This window comes from Chryseobacterium sp. FH2 (assembly GCF_001045455.1).
In the GTDB taxonomy this organism is placed as follows: domain Bacteria; phylum Bacteroidota; class Bacteroidia; order Flavobacteriales; family Weeksellaceae; genus Chryseobacterium.
Genome location: NZ_LFNE01000001.1, coordinates 111,407 through 128,792, shown reverse-complemented (window position 1 = coordinate 128,792; position 17,386 = coordinate 111,407). Strand labels below are relative to the sequence as shown.

Here is a 17,386-nt window from a genome sequence, read left to right as displayed (position 1 = left end):
TAAGAAAAATGATAACGATTTTATCAGCATTTTGGCCGTTTTACCAGTTTCTTTGGACTTGTTTCTTTATTACAATGTTCTTAGTGGGTTTCTGGTGTATTTTTATGTTCTTCGGTTTGGTAATTCCAATGTGGTTGACTGAAGGTTTAAAAGAATATTTCGGAAAAGTAAAACCATTTGATCCTGAGGAAATCAGAAGCAAAATGATTTACGAGCAAGAAGGTGTAGAAGTAATCTACAATGAGCCTAAAGGCCATGGTCCTTTCTTACATGATAGTCACGGACATCATCATTAATTGATTTTGTCATTGTTTTCTCACCTGAATTCCGAGAAAGCAATATCAAAGCAAAACAACATATACAAAACCATTTATTTTTTAAGTGGTTTTTTTTATTCGGTTCTTAATTTTTCAGGAGATACACCAAATTTCTTTTTGAAAGCTCTTGTGAAATTTTGAACATATTCGTAACCGCATTCTATTGCAATTTCTTTGATCATCATTTCTTTATTAATGATTAATTTTTTAGCTTTAAGCATTCTTAATTCTGAGAGATAATCTGTAACAGTAAGATGGTATTGAGATTTGAATTCTTTCCTGATTTTATTTTGATTGATTCCGATTAGCTTGCCTATTTCTTCAGCTTTAATATTTTTATGGTAATTTTCGTCGATAAATTTTTTAATTATTAAAGGTATTTCAGGAGTTTTATCAATGGTATTTTTTTCATTAAACTGCTCAAAAATTAAAATTAAAAGTTTAATGATTTTAGCTTCTACAAAAAGCTTCTGCATTACTCCTTTTTTTGAATAATTAATAATTTCCCTCAAAATCATGTGCATTTCCACAGTCATGTCTGGAGGGGTTTCTTTATGTAGAAATATGAAATTATTTTTGAGCATATTTTCTAAAATCTCTGCATTTTCATTGTCCGATTCCGGATCGATAAGATTAAAAATATATTGATAATTGATCTGGATTTGGAGATATTTTAAATTTTCCTGGTTTTCTGTCCAAAGTTCTGCCGAGCTATCCAGAGGTGAATAATGAAGAATATATTGATTTTTCTTAAAAACAAAATTGGCGCTACAATCATTTGCTTCCAAATGGATATTGTTGCTGAGTAAGAATAGCAGGTTAAAGCTTGATTTTCCCTCGATAAAATTAGATCTAGGATGATTTTCCGCATACGAATCTTCATGTAGTACTATTTGTATATCATCGGACTCGAATATTAATCCGTTTTTAGCTTGCTTCATACGAGATGCGTCGTTTTTGTGGTATAATTTGAAGTAAAAGCCCCGCATTTGATAACAAAAAGTTTGGAAATGATAACTTGAGGTTAATAATGTGAAGTACTTTTGCGCAAAATTAGATATAATTTAGAATAAATAAAAATAATATTAGTTATGTTCAGAAATTTACATTCTACGATGAAGAAAATAGGAATAGGTTTTGGGGTTTTAATAGCCTCAAATACTTATTCATTTGCTCAGCAATGGGAAGATGTTGGTGGTGTACAGCTAGTTTCAGCCGGTGGAAGTAGTTTTAATAACTTAGTGGTTGACAATGCAGGAAAATATTATCTTTCTTACTACGATACTTCTGTTTCCAAAGGTTCTGTTCAGGTATTTAACGGAAATTCTTGGTCTTACGCAGGTGGAAGTCCGGGGATTACGACGGGGAGTGCAACTTATAATTCATTATCAATAGATGGTTTGGGAAATATTTATTACACGAATCAGGTTGGATATCCCGGTTCAGGAATGGAGGTTCGTAAGTTTGACGGAACTTCCTGGGCTTCACTACCGAATTCAACTGATGCTTCCATAAATTATCAGGCATCTGCAGTCTCTTCGTCCAATATTTTATTTACTTATGGAAACCATAACTCTGGAATGGTTTCCCGCTATGTAAACGGAGCCTGGGAGCAGGTTGGAAATACGGGTTTTTCAAGCGGAGCGGCATTCGCTGAAATGACAATAGGGACAAACAACAAAATTTATACATGCAATGTTGCGAGTGGTGTAAGAGTATATCAAAATAATACAACAGCGACAGCTTCAGATAATTGGGAGTTGGTAGGCGGGAGTATTGTAGACACTTCTTCTTCGGGGGAACAGTATACATCCGATATTGCAATTGATGCAAATAACAATTTATATGTGGCTTATGTTTCAAACTCATCAAACGGCCAAAAATTAAATGTAAAGAAATTTGACGGTGTTTCTTGGGAACAGTTGGGAAACGCTAATTTCAGTAGTGGTAGAGTACAGCATGTTGCTATTGCTGTAAGCCCTGATGGTAAACCTTTTGTGGTAGCAAGCCGTTTTGAAAATGATGATTTTCTGAGAAATACAGCATATACTTTGAATGCTAATACTCAAACTTGGGAAATTCTTGGTGGTTCTTTTATTTCTGACGGGCAGGCACTTTATAATGATTTAGCTTTTGATAAAGTGAATAATTATCTTGTCCTTGCATATTCTCAGGGCGGGACTAGAGTTAAAAGACTTTCAATAACAACTAACAATCCTCTTTGTAACAATATAGATCCGGGAAATAACCCCGGCGATTTGGGATGTGTGACTTTCCAATATCAGGGCCAGAATGTTACTTACACGACAGTAAGAGGATACGATGGTAAAATTTGGTTACAACAAAACTTAGGAAGTTCAAGAGTAGCTACAGCAATGAATGATGAAGATTCTTATGGAGATTTGTTCCAGTGGGGAAGATGGGATGATGGTCATCAGTTAAGAAATTCAGCGACTATGAGTGCCCCTACAAACAATTATCCTGATGGTCTTGCAGGGATTACTTCGTTTATTCTTGGTTCAAATACAACAGCTTGGTGGGGGATAAATTCTATAAGTGATCAATGGACGGCAGCCTCTTCATCTGATGTTACTTCAGCAAATGGGGCGGATCCTTGTAAAAAAGTAGGTCAGGGTTGGAGAATGCCCACTCAGGCAGAATGGGGTACATATACAAGTGTAGAAGGTATCTCAAACATTACAGCAGCATATGCAAGTACGTTGAAACTTCCGGGAGCAGGATATAGAAGCCCGAGTAGTGGAGGATTTACCTTTGTGGGCGAAAGAGGTTACTACTGGAGTGCGGATACATCAAATTCAGGAGCAAAATATTTATACGTGAGTGGTGCGCTCGGAAATGCTTCTGCCGGAGGTCCGAGAGGTCAGGGACAATCTGTGAGATGTATCAAAGATTTTACACAATTAGGTACTGTAGATGTAAAATTAAATACTGCTGTTGTTGGAGTCTATCCAAATCCTACAAATGGTATTTTAAATATTAAAACAGATATAGTAATCGATGCAATAGCCGTGTATAGTGCCGTTGGCCAGAAACTTAATGTTCAGTTTTCTGATCATCAAATTAATATGCAGGAACTTCCAAAAGGAACCTATATTGTAGAATTAAAGCTAAAGAACGGACAAAAAATATCTAAAAAAGTTATTAAAAACTAATTTCCAGACATTTGATTTGACGCAGGAGTTTTTTTCTGAAAAGCTTTTGTTTTTAAAGTCAATTGTTAGTTCATTTTTTAAATTGCAGAAAACCCGCTTTGTATTATACGTTGCGGGTTTTTATTTCAGATATTATTAATACGGAATTTATTCTTTTATGTATAATATCTCAAAGTTAAAATTTATGTTTTTCTGATAGAATTTAAATAATTCTCAAAAAATGAATTACTTTCGTATTGTACTAACTGAAAAAAAACAATTTATATGAGGAAATTTTATTCTGGTGTTTTGTTATTTGTCATGGCTTTTATTTTTGGTCAGATAAACTATACAATTACACCTAATCCGTTTAATGAGACTGATCAAATTACTTTGACAGTACCGGGAGACCAAATTGATGAGACAGCTTGGGGAGTGGCAAACAATGCCATTTATATTTGGAGCTGGTCTTTGGATACAAATTATCAAAATAGTCAGGATTGTCCCACTAACGGACAGTGGGGGGATTCTAATGACGTGAACAAACTGACATATAATAGCGGAACGGATACTTATTCTTTGACCTTTACTCCCACAACTTTTTACAATAGAACAGGAATCGGGAGGTTTGGGTTTTTATTAAAAGATAAAACAGGAAGCCATCAAACTCCGGACAATTTTGTAAATGTTGGGATTTTAAATTTAAATCTGACAAATCCGCTGGCTAATAGTTTGACGTCAGTTCCGACTGGAAATTCAATTAATATTACAGCAACAACAAATGTAGGGGCAACTTTCCAGCTAAAAGCAAATGGATTGGTTGTCAACTCTACTTCAACGCCGTCAATGTCATATTCTTACAATTACACTGTGACGGCTGATGCCAATATGGAGCTTATTGCTACAGAAGGAGGAAATGCAAAAAATGCAACTTTCATTTTACAAATACCCAGAAATGTGGTTTCTGAGGCTATTCCAAACTGGATAAAACAAGGAATCAATTACAATACCGCTGATAATACAAAAGTGGGTCTGGCTTTATATGCTCCGTTTAAAAATTTCGTTCATGTCATCGGAAGTTTCAATAACTGGACGGTAGATGATGCTTATTTAATGAAAAGAGATACTGCAAATCCTGATTTATATTGGATTGAGCTGAGTGGATTGACACCTCAGCAATTATACACTTTTCAATATAGAACCAATGATTTGAGGAAGGTTGCTGATCCCTATTCACCACAGATTTTATCTTCTTATGATGATCAGTGGATTTCACCAGCAACGTATCCGAATTTACCACAGTTCCCTGCGGGGCAGGGCTTTGAAGTTTCTATGTTTAAAACAGGTCAGGCACCTTACAATTGGCAGGTTACAAACTTTCAAAGACCTGCTAAAGAGGATTTGGTGGTATATGAATTGTTGTTAAGGGATTTTACTCAGGAAAAAAACTGGCAGTCGTTGATTAATAAAATTTCTTATTTAAAGGGATTAAACATCAATGCTATTGAGCTTCTCCCAATCATGGAATTTGAAGGAAATCTTTCTTGGGGATATAATACATCATTTCATTATGCATTGGATAAAGCTTACGGAACGCCTGAAAAATTAAAAGAATTCATTGATGTTTGCCATCAAAATGGAATTGCTGTGATTTTAGATATTGCTTTCAATCACGCGACAGGTCGTTCACCTTTGGTAAGACTTTGGAATATTGATCCGGATGGTGACGGTTATGGAGATGTTGCGGCAAACAATCCTTATTTTAATACAGTTCCGAAACATTCATATAATGTTTTCAATGACTTTAACCATACAAGCCCTTCAACTAAATATTACGTTGAAAGGGCATTGCAGCAGTGGCTGACAGAATATCATATCGACGGTTTCCGTTGGGACTTGACAAAAGGATTTACACAAAATTGTTCTGAAAATGATGAAGCATGCACAAATGCTTATCAGCAGGACAGGGTGGATATCATGAAATATTACGCTGACAGACAATGGGCTATTGATCCCAATTCATATATGATTTTTGAGCATTTGGGAACAGATCAGGAAGAACAGCAATGGGCAAACTACAGGATTGCAGAAGGAAAAGGTGTAATGCTCTGGAATAACCAGAATGGTTCGTATAATCAAAATACAATGGGGTATAAAGAAAACAGCAATTATGACAGGATGAACCATGCCCTTCATGGTTTTACAAATATGAGCGCTGTTGGGTATGGAGAAAGCCACGATGAAGAAAGATTAATGTTTAAAAATCTTGCGTATGGTGCTGTAAACGGCACTTATAATGTAAAAGACTTAAATACATCTCTTGATAGGATGAAAACTTTCGGGGCAACTTTCTTTACGATTCCCGGGCCTAAGATGATTTGGCAGTTTGGTGAGTTGGGCTATGAATTTAGTATCAACAGATGTGCGGACGGTACGATCAACGGTGATTGCAGAACAGATGAAAAACCAATTGCCTTCACGTTGGGTTATGACACTAATACAAATAGAAAAGCAGTTTATGATACCTGGGCTAAAATTATTAACATTAGAAATACATATCCGGTTTTCAAATCAAAAACTTACACAGTAGAATCGAATAACCTTACAAATGATCCTAACGGATTGATTACGAGAATCTATGTTTATGACGATTCCATTACAAACGGCGTGAAAAACATTGTGGTTTTAGCGAATTATGATACTTCTGTTAAAAATGTGGTTCCTTATTTCCCTTACATTGGGCAATGGCAAAACTTAATGGATAATACTCTTGTAAGTGTTACTTCTACTACAGCACCGCTTACACTTCAGCCTGGAGAATTTAGGATCTTTGGGAATTATGCGGGAAGTTTATCCACAATTGATGTAAACACTGCCAACAAATTATCTCTTCAAATTGTGGATAACCCGGTGTCAAATAGAGTGGCAAAATTAGTTTATCATAAAGTAAAGAATGGAGCAGTTGCTATCTATGATATGAGTGGAAAAAAGATGGATTCATTTAAACTAAATAATGAAAACGGGACTTATGAATTGAATATAAATTATCCTTCAGGAACTTATCTTGTTCATTTGAAATCAGATACGGGTGTTGCGATTCAAAAAATGATTGTAAAATAATCTGTGGATAACGTCAAAATATAATAATAAAAGAGGCCATGAATATGACCTCTTTTTTGTTTGCCTACAAGTTATCAGCATTTTGAAAGTGTTTATCCACGTATTAATAATGTTTTATCCATAGGATGCTCGCAATGTTATCCACGATAAAATTAAAGGTTTTCCATGTCCTGCTAATATTTTATTAATACGTTATTCATATTTTATCCACTATTTATTTTTATTGATTTATACTGCCAATATGTTATTTACAGCTTACTAATAGGTAATTAATATCTTATCCACATCTTATTCACAACTGGAAAATGATTTATCATAAATAATTCAGACTACAATTAAGCTGGAAAACTGCGTTGTCATTGTTGTTTGATTATAGCCGTGGGAATTGTTTTGTATACTCGCGAGAAGTTTTTTTAATAATTCTAAGTATTTTTACCACTATAATTATTTTTAACGAAAATTTGCAGCCTGGTTTTTTGGTTATTTGTTTTAAGGCAAAATTATATATATCAAATGGTTATAGTTTATTCTAAGACTATTGAGTATTGAATTAATAATTCTTATCTTTGCATCCTCAAAAATTCCACAATGTCTAAATCATTAATTCCAAAATTAGAAGCTATAAAACAAAGATATAATGAGGTTGCCGATCTTATTATTCAGCCTGATGTCATTTCAGACCAAAAAAGATATTCTTCTCTGAATAAAGAATATAGCGATTTGGGAAAAATTGTAAGAGTTTACGATCAATATAAAGGAGCTTTGGATACTATCGAAGAGTCTGAGGAAATTATTGCTGATGGCTCAGATAAAGATTTTGTTGAATTGGCGAAAATCGAAAAAAACGAAGCTTTAGAAAAAATTCCGGGATTAGAAGACGAATTAAAAGTTTTATTAATTCCAAAAGATCCTGCCGATGATAAAAATGTAATCGTAGAATTGCGTGCAGGAACTGGTGGTGACGAAGCCGCCATTTTCGTGGAAGATATTTACAGAATGTATACCATGTATTTTAAAACGAAGGGCTGGAGGCATGAGGTTACAGATTCTAACGAAGCTGCGAAAGGTTATAAAGAACTTATCATGAAAGTGGAAGGAGAAGGCGTTTACGGAATCATGAAGTTCGAGTCCGGAGTTCACCGTGTACAGCGTGTTCCTGAAACAGAATCTCAAGGTAGAGTTCACACGTCAGCAATTACGATTGCTGTGTTACCGGAAGCTGAAGAAGTGGATTTCGAATTAAATCCTGCAGATATTGAAATGCAGACTTCACGTTCAGGTGGCGCGGGAGGTCAGAATGTAAATAAAGTTGAAACTAAAGTTCAGCTAACGCACAAACCTTCAGGAATGGTAGTGGTTTGTCAACAGGCGCGTTCTCAGTTAGCTAACCGTGAATTGGCAATGGAAATGCTAAGAACTAAGTTGTATGATATCGAATTACAGAAAGTTCAGGGAGATATTGCGGCACAGCGTAAATCTATGGTTTCCACAGGTGACCGCTCCGCAAAGATTAAAACCTATAACTATCCTCAGGGAAGAGTGACAGACCATAGAATCAACAAATCTATGTATAATTTGGATGCTTATATGAATGGTGATATTTCTGAAATGATAGATGCTGTAATCATGGCAGAGAACGCAGAAAAGATGAAAGGGGAAGAAGATAATTACTAATACGGATCTAAAAAACAAATCAAGCTCTTGTAAATCAAGGGCTTTTTTTGGCAATAAGGAAAAAACATTTAATGTACACTATGGGACGAATTAAAAATATGCTTTTTATAATACTGCTGCTTTGTGTTAAAAATATAAACGCTCAATCAACAGCTTTAAAACCTGATAGAGTATTCGGATTATATTTCAATGCTTTTGTAAAGCATGATGATAAAGCTTTGGATGGGCTTAATAATTATCTTAAAAATTTTATGGGAGAAGAAGCTCTTTATAAAATTGATACTAAAGTCACTTATGAAGAAGAACTAAAAGGATTGACCAATCTTTTTCTTTCAGGATTCTCAGAAAATGTTCGTCAGGAGTGTAGTGAAGATGCAAAAAACTACTTTACATCACTATTTGATAGGTTTAAAACAGCCAGTTATTCTATAAAAAATATAGAAACCATGAGAAATGACTATTCACAAAGTCAGGATATCTCGGAAGTTGTTTATGAAGTGAAAATTAAAATCCCGGACAAAATTTCTGCCATGGATCTAAAAAATATCAAGAAGATTACGGCTAAAGAATTAAAAGTATATTTGAAAGATTTGACAGATAAGCTTCGGAATGCGAATAAAGAGTTTTCATTTGAAGATAAATTTATTTTATATCAGTTTTATAAAGAAAATCATGTGTTTTATTGGAACGGAGGTCCTCAGGAACTTCTATGGAAGCTGAATAATTTTTATTTTAAGAATTTTAATTCAGATAATTAAATAATATATAAGCTACTCATTTTAGTAGCTTTTTTTATATAAGATACTTTGCGTATTTTTGGTAAAATCGTGCGAAATGAATCTTAAACCTATTTTATTAACAGCTGGAGTTCTGTTTTCAGCAACTTATTACTCACAAAAAATGATTTATCCTAAAGCTTTAAAAGGCAGTCAGACAGATACTTATTTTGGAACTTTAGTGACGGATCCTTTTCGGGATTTGGAAAATGATTCTGAACACACAAAAAAATGGGTGGATGAAGAGGTGGCTTTCAGCCAAGATTATCTTTCAAAAATTCCTTTCAGGGATAAAATTAAAAATCAACTGAAAGAAATGTGGAATTATGAAAAAATCACAGCGCCTTTCAAAGAGGGAGAGTATACTTATTATACTAAAAATGATGGTCTTCAGGCACAAGCCGTTTATTATAGAACAAATAATAAAACTCATACGACTGAAGTATTTTTAGATCCGAATAACTTTTCAGAAAAGGGAACAACTTCCCTTTCCCAGTTGCGTTTTAACAAAAAAGGAAATTTAGCTGCATATTCAATCTCTGAAGGAGGAAGTGACTGGAATACAATCATCATTATTGATGCTGTTTCTAAAAAACAAATTGATGAAACTCTAGTTGATGTAAAATTCAGCGGAATTTCCTGGCAAAGTGATGAAGGGTTTTATTATTCAAGCTATGACAAACCAAAAGAGGGAACTGTGCTTTCCGGGATGACAGACAAACACAAAGTCTATTTTCACAAGTTAGGAACAAAACAATCTGAAGATAAATTGATTTTTGGCGGAGATGAAACACCAAGAAGATATTTAGGAGCACAAGTTTCCGATGACCAGAGATATTTGATTATTTCCGCTGCCAACGCTACAAACGGAAACGAATTATATATTAAAGATTTGAAAAATGGTGGAGACTTTGTTCAAATCAACAAAGGTTTTGATATCAATGCAAGTATTGTTGATACACAAGGGGATGAGATTTTTATTTTCACAGATAAAGATGCGCCAAATATGCGTTTGGTAAAAACAACTATCAAAGACCCGTCACCTGAAACCTGGAGAGATGTGATTCCTCAGACTGAAAATGTATTGGGAATTTCTTCCGGTGGAGGATATTTTTATGCGACATACATGGTTGATGCGATAGATAAGGTAAAACAATTTGATAAATCAGGAAAGCTTATCAGAGAAATCACTCTTCCGGGAAAAGGAAATGTTTCAGGATTTGAAGGAAAAGAAAAGGAGAAAGAACTTTATTTTTCTTTTACCAATTATATAACGCCGGGAACAATATATAAATTTAATGTAGATTCTGGTAAATCAGAAGTTTACCAAAAGCCAGAAGTGAAATTTAATCCTGAAGATTATGTTTCGGAACAGGTTTTCTACACTTCAAAAGATGGAACAAAAGTTCCCATGATGATTAACTATAAAAAAGGAACTAAACTCAATGGTAAGAATCCTACAATTTTATATTCTTACGGAGGGTTCAACATTAGTCTACAGCCATCATTTTCCGTAACAAATGCAGTCTGGATGGATAATGGAGGAATTTATGCTGTCCCAAACATCCGTGGAGGTGGTGAATATGGGAAAAAATGGCACGATGCAGGCACTAAAATGCAGAAAAAAAATGTATTTGATGATTTTATTGCAGCCGGAGAATATTTACAAAGTAAAGGTTATACCTCAAAAGAGCATATGGCTCTTTCCGGAAGATCAAACGGAGGACTGTTGGTAGGAGCTACAATGACGATGCGTCCCGATTTGGCTAAAGTTGCCTTTCCTGGAGTTGGAGTGTTGGATATGCTGAGGTATAACAAATTCACGGCAGGAGCGGGATGGGCTTATGACTACGGAACAGCTGAAGATAATAAAGAAATGTTTGAATATTTAAAATCATATTCCCCTGTTCATAATGTGAAATCAGGAATTTGCTATCCTTCAACGATGATTATTACTAGTGATCATGATGATAGAGTAGTTCCTGCACATTCTTTCAAGTTTGGTGCTGAACTTCAGGAAAAGCAATCTTGTAAGAATCCCATTCTATTGAGAATTGAAAAAAATGCAGGTCATGGAGCCGGAAGGTCAACCGAACAAGTGATTGGAGAAAATGCAGATCTGATTTCTTTTGCTCTCTTTGAAATGGGAATTAAACTTTAAAAATTTATAAATGAATAAAAAGCCGGATGAAAATTTCATCCGGCTTTTTATTTGAATGAGAATGATATAACAGAATATGATAACTTTCAGAAAATCATAAGAATACCAATGTTAATTTATTATTTCAAAAATGCTTAATTTTAGCCATCTAATAAATCTGAAAGTATGAGACGGGAAGTTCAGAATAAAACTCCTCAATTTAATATAACCGAAAAGAAAACGGAAATATATCAATTCGAAAAAGATGGTCTTCAATTAAAATCATCTTATAAAGCAGAAGATGTTAAAAATAAATCTTTAACAGAAACTTCGCCGGGGATTGACCCCTATTTAAGAGGTCCGTATTCTACAATGTATGTTCAGAAACCTTGGACAATCCGTCAGTATGCAGGATTTTCTACGGCAGAAGAGTCAAATGCTTTTTATAGAAGGAATTTGGCAGCAGGTCAAAAAGGACTTTCGGTGGCTTTTGATTTGGCTACACACAGAGGATATGATTCAGATCATGCAAGGGTTGTTGGGGATGTTGGAAAAGCAGGGGTAGCTATCGATTCTGTTGAAGATATGAAAATTTTGTTTAATGAAATCCCGTTAGATCAAATTTCAGTTTCCATGACGATGAATGGTGCGGTACTTCCCATTTTGTCTTTCTATATTGTAGCTGCAGAAGAGCAGGGTGTAAAACAGGAACTGCTTTCAGGAACCATTCAGAATGATATTTTGAAGGAGTTTATGGTTAGAAATACATACATTTATCCGCCTGCGCCTTCGATGAAAATCATTGCGGATATTTTTGAATATACTTCTCGGAATATCCCGAAATTCAACTCAATTTCTATTTCAGGTTACCACATGCAGGAAGCCGGAGCAACTCCTGTTTTGGAGATGGCTTATACGTTGGCAGATGGTCTTGAATATGTAAGAACAGGAATTAAGGCAGGAATGAATGTTGATGATTTTGCTCCCCGATTATCTTTTTTTTGGGCAATCGGAATGAATCACTTCATGGAAATTGCTAAAATGAGAGCTGCAAGATATATTTGGGCTACACTTTTAAAGCAGTTTAATCCTCAAAATCCAAAATCTTTAGCATTAAGGACACACTCTCAGACTTCTGGTTGGTCTTTAACAGAACAAGAGCCATTCAATAATATTACAAGAACGGCGATTGAAGCACTGTCTTCCGCTTTAGGAGGGACACAGTCTCTTCATACCAATGCTCTGGATGAAGCAATTGCACTTCCGACAGATTATTCGGCGAAAATTGCGAGAAATACCCAGATCATTCTTCAGCAGGAAAGTGGAATTTGTGATGTAGTAGATCCCATGGGTGGAAGTAATCTGATCGAAAGCCTTACTCAGCAAATGATTGAGGAAGCCATGAAATACATCGATGAGGTGGAACAGGAAGGCGGAATGACAAAAGCTATTGAAGCCGGAATTCCAAAGATGAGAATTGAGGAAGCGGCAGCAAGAAAGCAGGCTAAAATCGATAGTGGTGAAGAATTTATCATTGGGGTAAATTCATTTAAATCAGATTTAAAACAAGATCAAATTGAAATCTTAGATATTGATAATACAGAGGTACGTAGAAAACAAATCGAAAGATTAAATACCATAAAGACAGGAAGAGACTCCGATGCTGTTGAGCAAATTTTAAATGAAATACGCGAAAGTGCAAAAACAGGAAAAGGAAATCTTTTGGCATTATGTATTGAAGCGGCCCGGAGAAGGGTTACACTTGGTGAGATGAGTGACGCAATGGAAGAAAGTTTCGGCAGATATAAAGCAAATATTAGAACAATTTCCGGTGTATATGCTATGAATGCAGGAAAAAACGAATTTTTCGAAAAAGCCCTTACACTTACTCAGAAATTTGAAGAAGAAGAGGGGCGACGTCCAAGGCTGATGGTGGCAAAAATGGGACAGGATGGTCACGACAGAGGTGCAAAGGTAGTGGCAACGGCATTTGCTGATATGGGATTTGACGTTGATGTTGCTCCATTATTCCAGACCCCGGAAGAGGTAGCAAAACAGGCTGTAGAAAATGATATTCACATTTTAGGGGTTTCTTCTTTGGCGGCCGGTCACAAAACTCTAGTCCCTCAAGTTGTGGAAGAACTGAAAAAACTTGGTGCAGACGATATCACGATTGTGGTAGGAGGGGTAATTCCTCAACAGGATTATGAATTTTTATACGCAAATGGTGCCGATTTTATCTTCGGCCCAGGAACAAACCTTCCAAAGTGTGCGGTTGACATTTTAGAGAAATTTTTAAATTAATTAACTTTTTAAAAAGTATAAGTTGCATGGGTTTTGTACTGGTTAATGAAAAATTTCATTATGGCCTATACAGTAATTTCAGTATTTCCTGCAACTGTAAACACAGAGGAAATTAAAAAAGATTTAAAAGAAAAAGGTTTTAGCGAAGCAAATATTATTGTTTCAAAATCCAGATTAGAAAACGAATCGTCTGTTGATAATTATAAAGATGATGTAAAAACAAGAAGCTTTTGGGATCATATTTTTGCAAATGATACAGAGATGTTAGATGCTTACAGTAAACATAGTGTTGGTAACCAGAATGTTATTGTTTACTCGGATAATTTTGAAGAAGCACAGAGAGCAAAAGCAATTTTAAACGAAAGAGGAGCGCTTGAGGTTTATAAAAAGCAAACCGGAGATGAAGGAGAAAAAGATACTGCAGGTTTGCCTGAAGATGTATACAACGGAATCATTGCCAAAGCAAAACATAATATTTATTTTCTGGATTCGGAAAGGGTATATCACCCGAATAGCAGAGGAATGGAAGATACGATGGATGATTTGGGATCAAAAGATTAAAAATTATAATATACAAAACCTATGAAAAGTTTTATTCTTTTTATAGGTTTTTGGTTAATAAACTTTCAAAAAATATTTCTGGTTTTTTAAAAATTTAGCATGTTTGGTAATCTTTTTAGGGAAGGAGTTCTTTTGCCTGATGAAATAATTGATTTAAAATTTAAATATTTAAAAGTTAAATAAGTAAATAAAAACATCTATTCGGAAGGTTTTCCTTATTTTTATCCTGCAGATTTTGAATTATGAATTTTCTTAGATTACCTTTTCTTGTCAAACTTACACTTGTTGTCATCTCCATTATTGGTCTTGGCTATTTGCTGGCATTAGGACAAAGTATTTTGGCTCCTTTTTTTCTGGCATTTTTAATGGCAATGCTGTTTTTGCCTTTTGCAACTTTTCTGGAGAGAAGATTAAGATTTCCAAGATCTATTTCTACAATGACATCTGTAATGATTATGCTTGTTATTTTAGCGGGAGTAATTTATTTCTTCGGTTCGCAATTATCAAGTTTTAGTAAAGATTTACCCCATTTAAGAGGACAATTCACAACAGTTTTTAATAATCTCCAGCATTGGGTTTCAGATACTTTTCATATCAAAATCAATGAGCAGTTAGATTATCTTGATCAGGGTTTGAATAAGCTTCTTTCTTCATCAGGGGTTATCCTTGGTTTTACATTTGGAGTCTTTTCTACGGGTTTTGGTTTTATTGTATTTTTCATTCTGTTTTTCATTTTCATTTTAAATTACAGAAGGGTTTTAAATAATTTTATTGTAACCGTTTTTAATGAAAAACATAAAACAAGTGTACAGGAAGTAGTAAATGAAGTAAGAATGATGACAAAAAAGTATATCATAGGACTCTGTCTTCAGGTATTTATTGTTTCCATTCTTGCATCAATCGTGCTTACTGTTTTAGGCGTAAAATATGCTGTTCTTTTGGCTGTATTAACGGGATTATTAAATGTAATTCCTTATTTGGGAATATGTATTTCACTTTTGATTTCATGTTTTATTGCATTTGCAACGGGGACACCCTCTACCTGTATATATGTAGTCATTGGGTATATTGCGGTTCATATTGTTGACGGTAATATCGTTCTTCCTTTTGTTGTGGGTTCCAAAGTGAAAATCAATGCTTTATTTTCATTTCTTGGAATTATTATTGGGGAACATTTGTGGGGAATTGCAGGAATGTTTTTATGTATCCCGGCGATTGCTATTCTGAAAATTATTTTTGAAAGAGTGGAAGGCCTGCAACCTTGGGGTAAACTGCTCGGTGAAGAAGAAAAACCTCATAAAAAGAAAAAGAAGTATAAAATATCCAAGAATATCACTTTAGAGGAAATGGACTAAAAATTGCAAACGATTCATAATAAATTTTAAAATATATTGCATTTTTATTTAAATTTGATGTAAAATTAGCAATATGAAAACCGTAAAATTTATTCTGTCTCTTCTATTTGGGCTTATGTTTATCAATGCAGGATTAAACAAATTTTTTAATTATATGCCCATGGAAAAACCTACTCCTGAGCAAATGAAACTTTTTGCCGCATTCGGAGAAATAAGCTGGCTGATGCCATTAGTGGGAGTCGTAGAAGTGATTGGAGGATTATTATTTATCTTCCCAAAAACAAGAGCTTTGGGCGCTATTGTTATTCTTCCGGTAATGGTAGGAATTGTCGTTCACGTTTTTACTATGGATAAATCTCCAATGGGTATGTCAATCGCTGGAATCTTATTCCTGATCAATCTTTGGATGATTATTGATAACTCGCATAAATATAAAAATTTAGTAAGCTAACAAAATATGAAATGATGAATGGTCAATTGTAATTTAGATTGACCATTCATTTATAGGTTTATACAAATGCACTGAAGCCGGTAATCGATCTTCCGACAATTAGTGAATTGATTTCCTTTGTTCCTTCATAAGAATAAATTGCTTCAGCATCGGCAACAAATCTGGCAACATCATATTCAAGGAGAATTCCGTTTCCACCCATTACTTCACGGGCTCTGGAAACAATATCTCGAGTTCTTAATGTACAGAAAACTTTAGCCAAAGAAGCATGTTCATCTTTTAAAATACCTTCATCCTGCATCTCAGAAAGTCTGAAAACCATAGTCTGCATTGCTGTAAGATTTGATAACATTTCTACCAAATGTCCCTGGATCATTTGAAAAGAAGCAATCGGTTTTCCGAATTGTTCCCTTGTCCTTGTATATGCTAATGCACTTTCATAAGCGCCTCTTGCGCAGCCTGTTGCCATCCATGCTACTCCGGCTCTTGTCATTCTTAATACTTTTGCCGTGTCTTTGAATGAGTTGGCGTTTTGCAATCTATTTTCTTCTGTTACTATACAGTTTTTTAGGGTAATCAGTCCGTTTTGAACAATTCTCAATGCCATTTTCCCTTTAATTTTCTCAACAGAATAGCCCGGATTATCTTTTTCAACGATAAAACCTTTCACTTCGCCGTCATCTAAATCTCTTGCCCAGATAATTACCAAATCTGCAAACGTTGCATTTCCGATCCATTTTTTCTGGCCATTTAAAGCCCAGCCTTCGGAAGTTTTTTTGCAGGTTACGGTTAAGCCTCCTGCTGCTCCGGAACCTACTTCCGGCTCTGTCAATCCAAATGCTCCAATTTTTTCAAATTTTTGCATCTGGGGAAGCCACTTTTGTTTTTGCTCTTCAGATCCGCATATATAAATTGAACCCATTGCCAATCCTGATTGTACTCCGAAAAAAGTAGCAATTGAAGCATCAATTCTTGCCATTTCCATGGCGATAACCCCTTCCATTAGGAAAGGCATTCCGGGACACCCGTACCCCTCATATGTTACCCCACAGATGTTCAGTTTTTGAAACTTCGGAATTAATTCGAAAGGAAACTCATCTCTCAGCCAATAATGATTAACCAAAGGTTTTACTTCTTTTTCCATGAAGGCCCTTACTTTAAGCTGGATTTCCCGTTGTTCAGGAGACAGCGTGTGGTAAATATCGTAAAAATCACCATCGATTAGTGGAAGTTCTTTCTTTTTTTTGTGTGGATCAAGCATTTTCATCAACCCTCCAAGTTGCTTATCATCAAGTTTTGAGAAATTCTGCATCAATTTGGGCAAATCTACTTTTTGAGAAATAGTATTTAACTGATCAAAATCTATTGATCTGAATAATTCTATTGTGTTTCTGATTTTAAAAAAGGTGTTTGACATAAAATAATTATTGTGTGTTTGATTTGTAAAAGTTAAGCAAAAATTAATCCGAAAACAAACGGTTATTATTGAAATTACTTTACAAATAATTGATTTTTAAGTGCTTAAAATAGAAATTC

The 17,386-nt window shown here is 34.8% G+C and carries 12 protein-coding genes; 10 read left to right on the top strand and 2 right to left on the bottom strand.

Annotation, left to right across the window (positions count from 1 at the left end; translation table 11 throughout):
• The first annotated feature begins 8 nt into the window (after window positions 1-8).
• Entirely contained in the window at window positions 9-296 is a 288-nt protein-coding gene (locus ACM39_RS00630) for a hypothetical protein (RefSeq protein WP_185097436.1), read from the top strand.
• 95 nt (window positions 297-391) lie between these two features.
• On the opposite strand, the gene ACM39_RS00625 is transcribed toward ACM39_RS00630, so the two are convergent.
• Window positions 392-1,258, bottom strand: a complete 867-nt coding sequence (locus ACM39_RS00625) for a helix-turn-helix transcriptional regulator (RefSeq protein ID WP_048509088.1) — start codon at window positions 1,256-1,258, stop codon at window positions 392-394.
• A gap of 150 nt (window positions 1,259-1,408) precedes the next feature.
• Between ACM39_RS00625 and ACM39_RS00620 the strand changes: the two genes are divergently transcribed.
• From ACM39_RS00620 to ACM39_RS00580, 9 genes are all read left to right on the top strand, one after another.
• Window positions 1,409-3,490, top strand: a complete 2,082-nt coding sequence (locus ACM39_RS00620) for a T9SS type A sorting domain-containing protein (protein WP_048509087.1) — start codon at window positions 1,409-1,411, stop codon at window positions 3,488-3,490.
• 264 nt (window positions 3,491-3,754) lie between these two features.
• Window positions 3,755-6,589 (top strand): alpha-amylase family glycosyl hydrolase, encoded by a 2,835-nt coding sequence (locus ACM39_RS00615; RefSeq protein WP_048509086.1) that lies wholly within the window; start codon window positions 3,755-3,757, stop codon window positions 6,587-6,589.
• Window positions 6,590-7,177: 588 nt separating this feature from the next.
• Window positions 7,178-8,263 carry a peptide chain release factor 1 gene (gene prfA, locus ACM39_RS00610; RefSeq protein ID WP_048509085.1) on the top strand — a complete coding sequence of 362 codons (1,086 nt, stop codon included), beginning with the start codon at window positions 7,178-7,180 and terminating at the stop codon, window positions 8,261-8,263.
• 98 nt (window positions 8,264-8,361) lie between these two features.
• Entirely contained in the window at window positions 8,362-9,021 is a 660-nt protein-coding gene (locus ACM39_RS00605; RefSeq protein WP_131701382.1) for a hypothetical protein, read from the top strand.
• A gap of 142 nt (window positions 9,022-9,163) precedes the next feature.
• A complete protein-coding gene (locus tag ACM39_RS00600) occupies window positions 9,164-11,200 on the top strand; it encodes a prolyl oligopeptidase family serine peptidase (protein WP_228377044.1) in 2,037 nt (678 codons plus the stop codon).
• 165 nt (window positions 11,201-11,365) lie between these two features.
• Complete coding sequence (gene scpA, locus ACM39_RS00595) at window positions 11,366-13,483, top strand: methylmalonyl-CoA mutase (RefSeq protein WP_048509082.1); 2,118 nt, start codon at window positions 11,366-11,368, stop codon at window positions 13,481-13,483.
• A 60-nt stretch (window positions 13,484-13,543) separates the two neighbouring features.
• The gene (locus tag ACM39_RS00590; RefSeq protein WP_131701381.1) at window positions 13,544-14,044 is read left to right on the top strand and encodes a hypothetical protein; all 501 of its coding nucleotides are present in this window, start codon (window positions 13,544-13,546) and stop codon (window positions 14,042-14,044) included.
• A gap of 242 nt (window positions 14,045-14,286) precedes the next feature.
• Window positions 14,287-15,399 carry an AI-2E family transporter gene (locus tag ACM39_RS00585; protein WP_048509080.1) on the top strand — a complete coding sequence of 371 codons (1,113 nt, stop codon included), beginning with the start codon at window positions 14,287-14,289 and terminating at the stop codon, window positions 15,397-15,399.
• Window positions 15,400-15,472: 73 nt separating this feature from the next.
• Window positions 15,473-15,850 (top strand): DoxX family protein, encoded by a 378-nt coding sequence (locus ACM39_RS00580; RefSeq protein ID WP_048509079.1) that lies wholly within the window; start codon window positions 15,473-15,475, stop codon window positions 15,848-15,850.
• A gap of 58 nt (window positions 15,851-15,908) precedes the next feature.
• Here ACM39_RS00580 and ACM39_RS00575 read toward each other — a convergent pair whose 3' ends face one another.
• Window positions 15,909-17,267: an acyl-CoA dehydrogenase family protein gene (locus ACM39_RS00575; protein ID WP_048509078.1), complete on the bottom strand. Its 1,359-nt coding sequence runs from the start codon at window positions 17,265-17,267 to the stop codon at window positions 15,909-15,911.
• Window positions 17,268-17,386: the final 119 nt, after the last annotated feature.

Bases quoted from the DNA above. Each gene is read 5' to 3' on its own strand.
- ACM39_RS00615 (WP_048509086.1), top strand. From the start codon at position 3,755: ATGAGGAAATTTTATTCTGGTGTTTTGTTATTTGTCATGGCTTTTATT.
- ACM39_RS00590 (WP_131701381.1), top strand. From the start codon at position 13,544: ATGGCCTATACAGTAATTTCAGTATTTCCTGCAACTGTAAACACAGAG.
- ACM39_RS00625 (WP_048509088.1), bottom strand. From the start codon at position 1,258: ATGAAGCAAGCTAAAAACGGATTAATATTCGAGTCCGATGATATACAA.
- scpA (WP_048509082.1), top strand. From the start codon at position 11,366: ATGAGACGGGAAGTTCAGAATAAAACTCCTCAATTTAATATAACCGAA.
- ACM39_RS00580 (WP_048509079.1), top strand. From the start codon at position 15,473: ATGAAAACCGTAAAATTTATTCTGTCTCTTCTATTTGGGCTTATGTTT.
- ACM39_RS00620 (WP_048509087.1), top strand. From the start codon at position 1,409: ATGTTCAGAAATTTACATTCTACGATGAAGAAAATAGGAATAGGTTTT.
- ACM39_RS00605 (WP_131701382.1), top strand. From the start codon at position 8,362: ATGCTTTTTATAATACTGCTGCTTTGTGTTAAAAATATAAACGCTCAA.
- prfA (WP_048509085.1), top strand. From the start codon at position 7,178: ATGTCTAAATCATTAATTCCAAAATTAGAAGCTATAAAACAAAGATAT.
- ACM39_RS00585 (WP_048509080.1), top strand. From the start codon at position 14,287: ATGAATTTTCTTAGATTACCTTTTCTTGTCAAACTTACACTTGTTGTC.
- ACM39_RS00600 (WP_228377044.1), top strand. From the start codon at position 9,164: ATGATTTATCCTAAAGCTTTAAAAGGCAGTCAGACAGATACTTATTTT.
- ACM39_RS00575 (WP_048509078.1), bottom strand. From the start codon at position 17,267: ATGTCAAACACCTTTTTTAAAATCAGAAACACAATAGAATTATTCAGA.
- ACM39_RS00630 (WP_185097436.1), top strand. From the start codon at position 9: ATGATAACGATTTTATCAGCATTTTGGCCGTTTTACCAGTTTCTTTGG.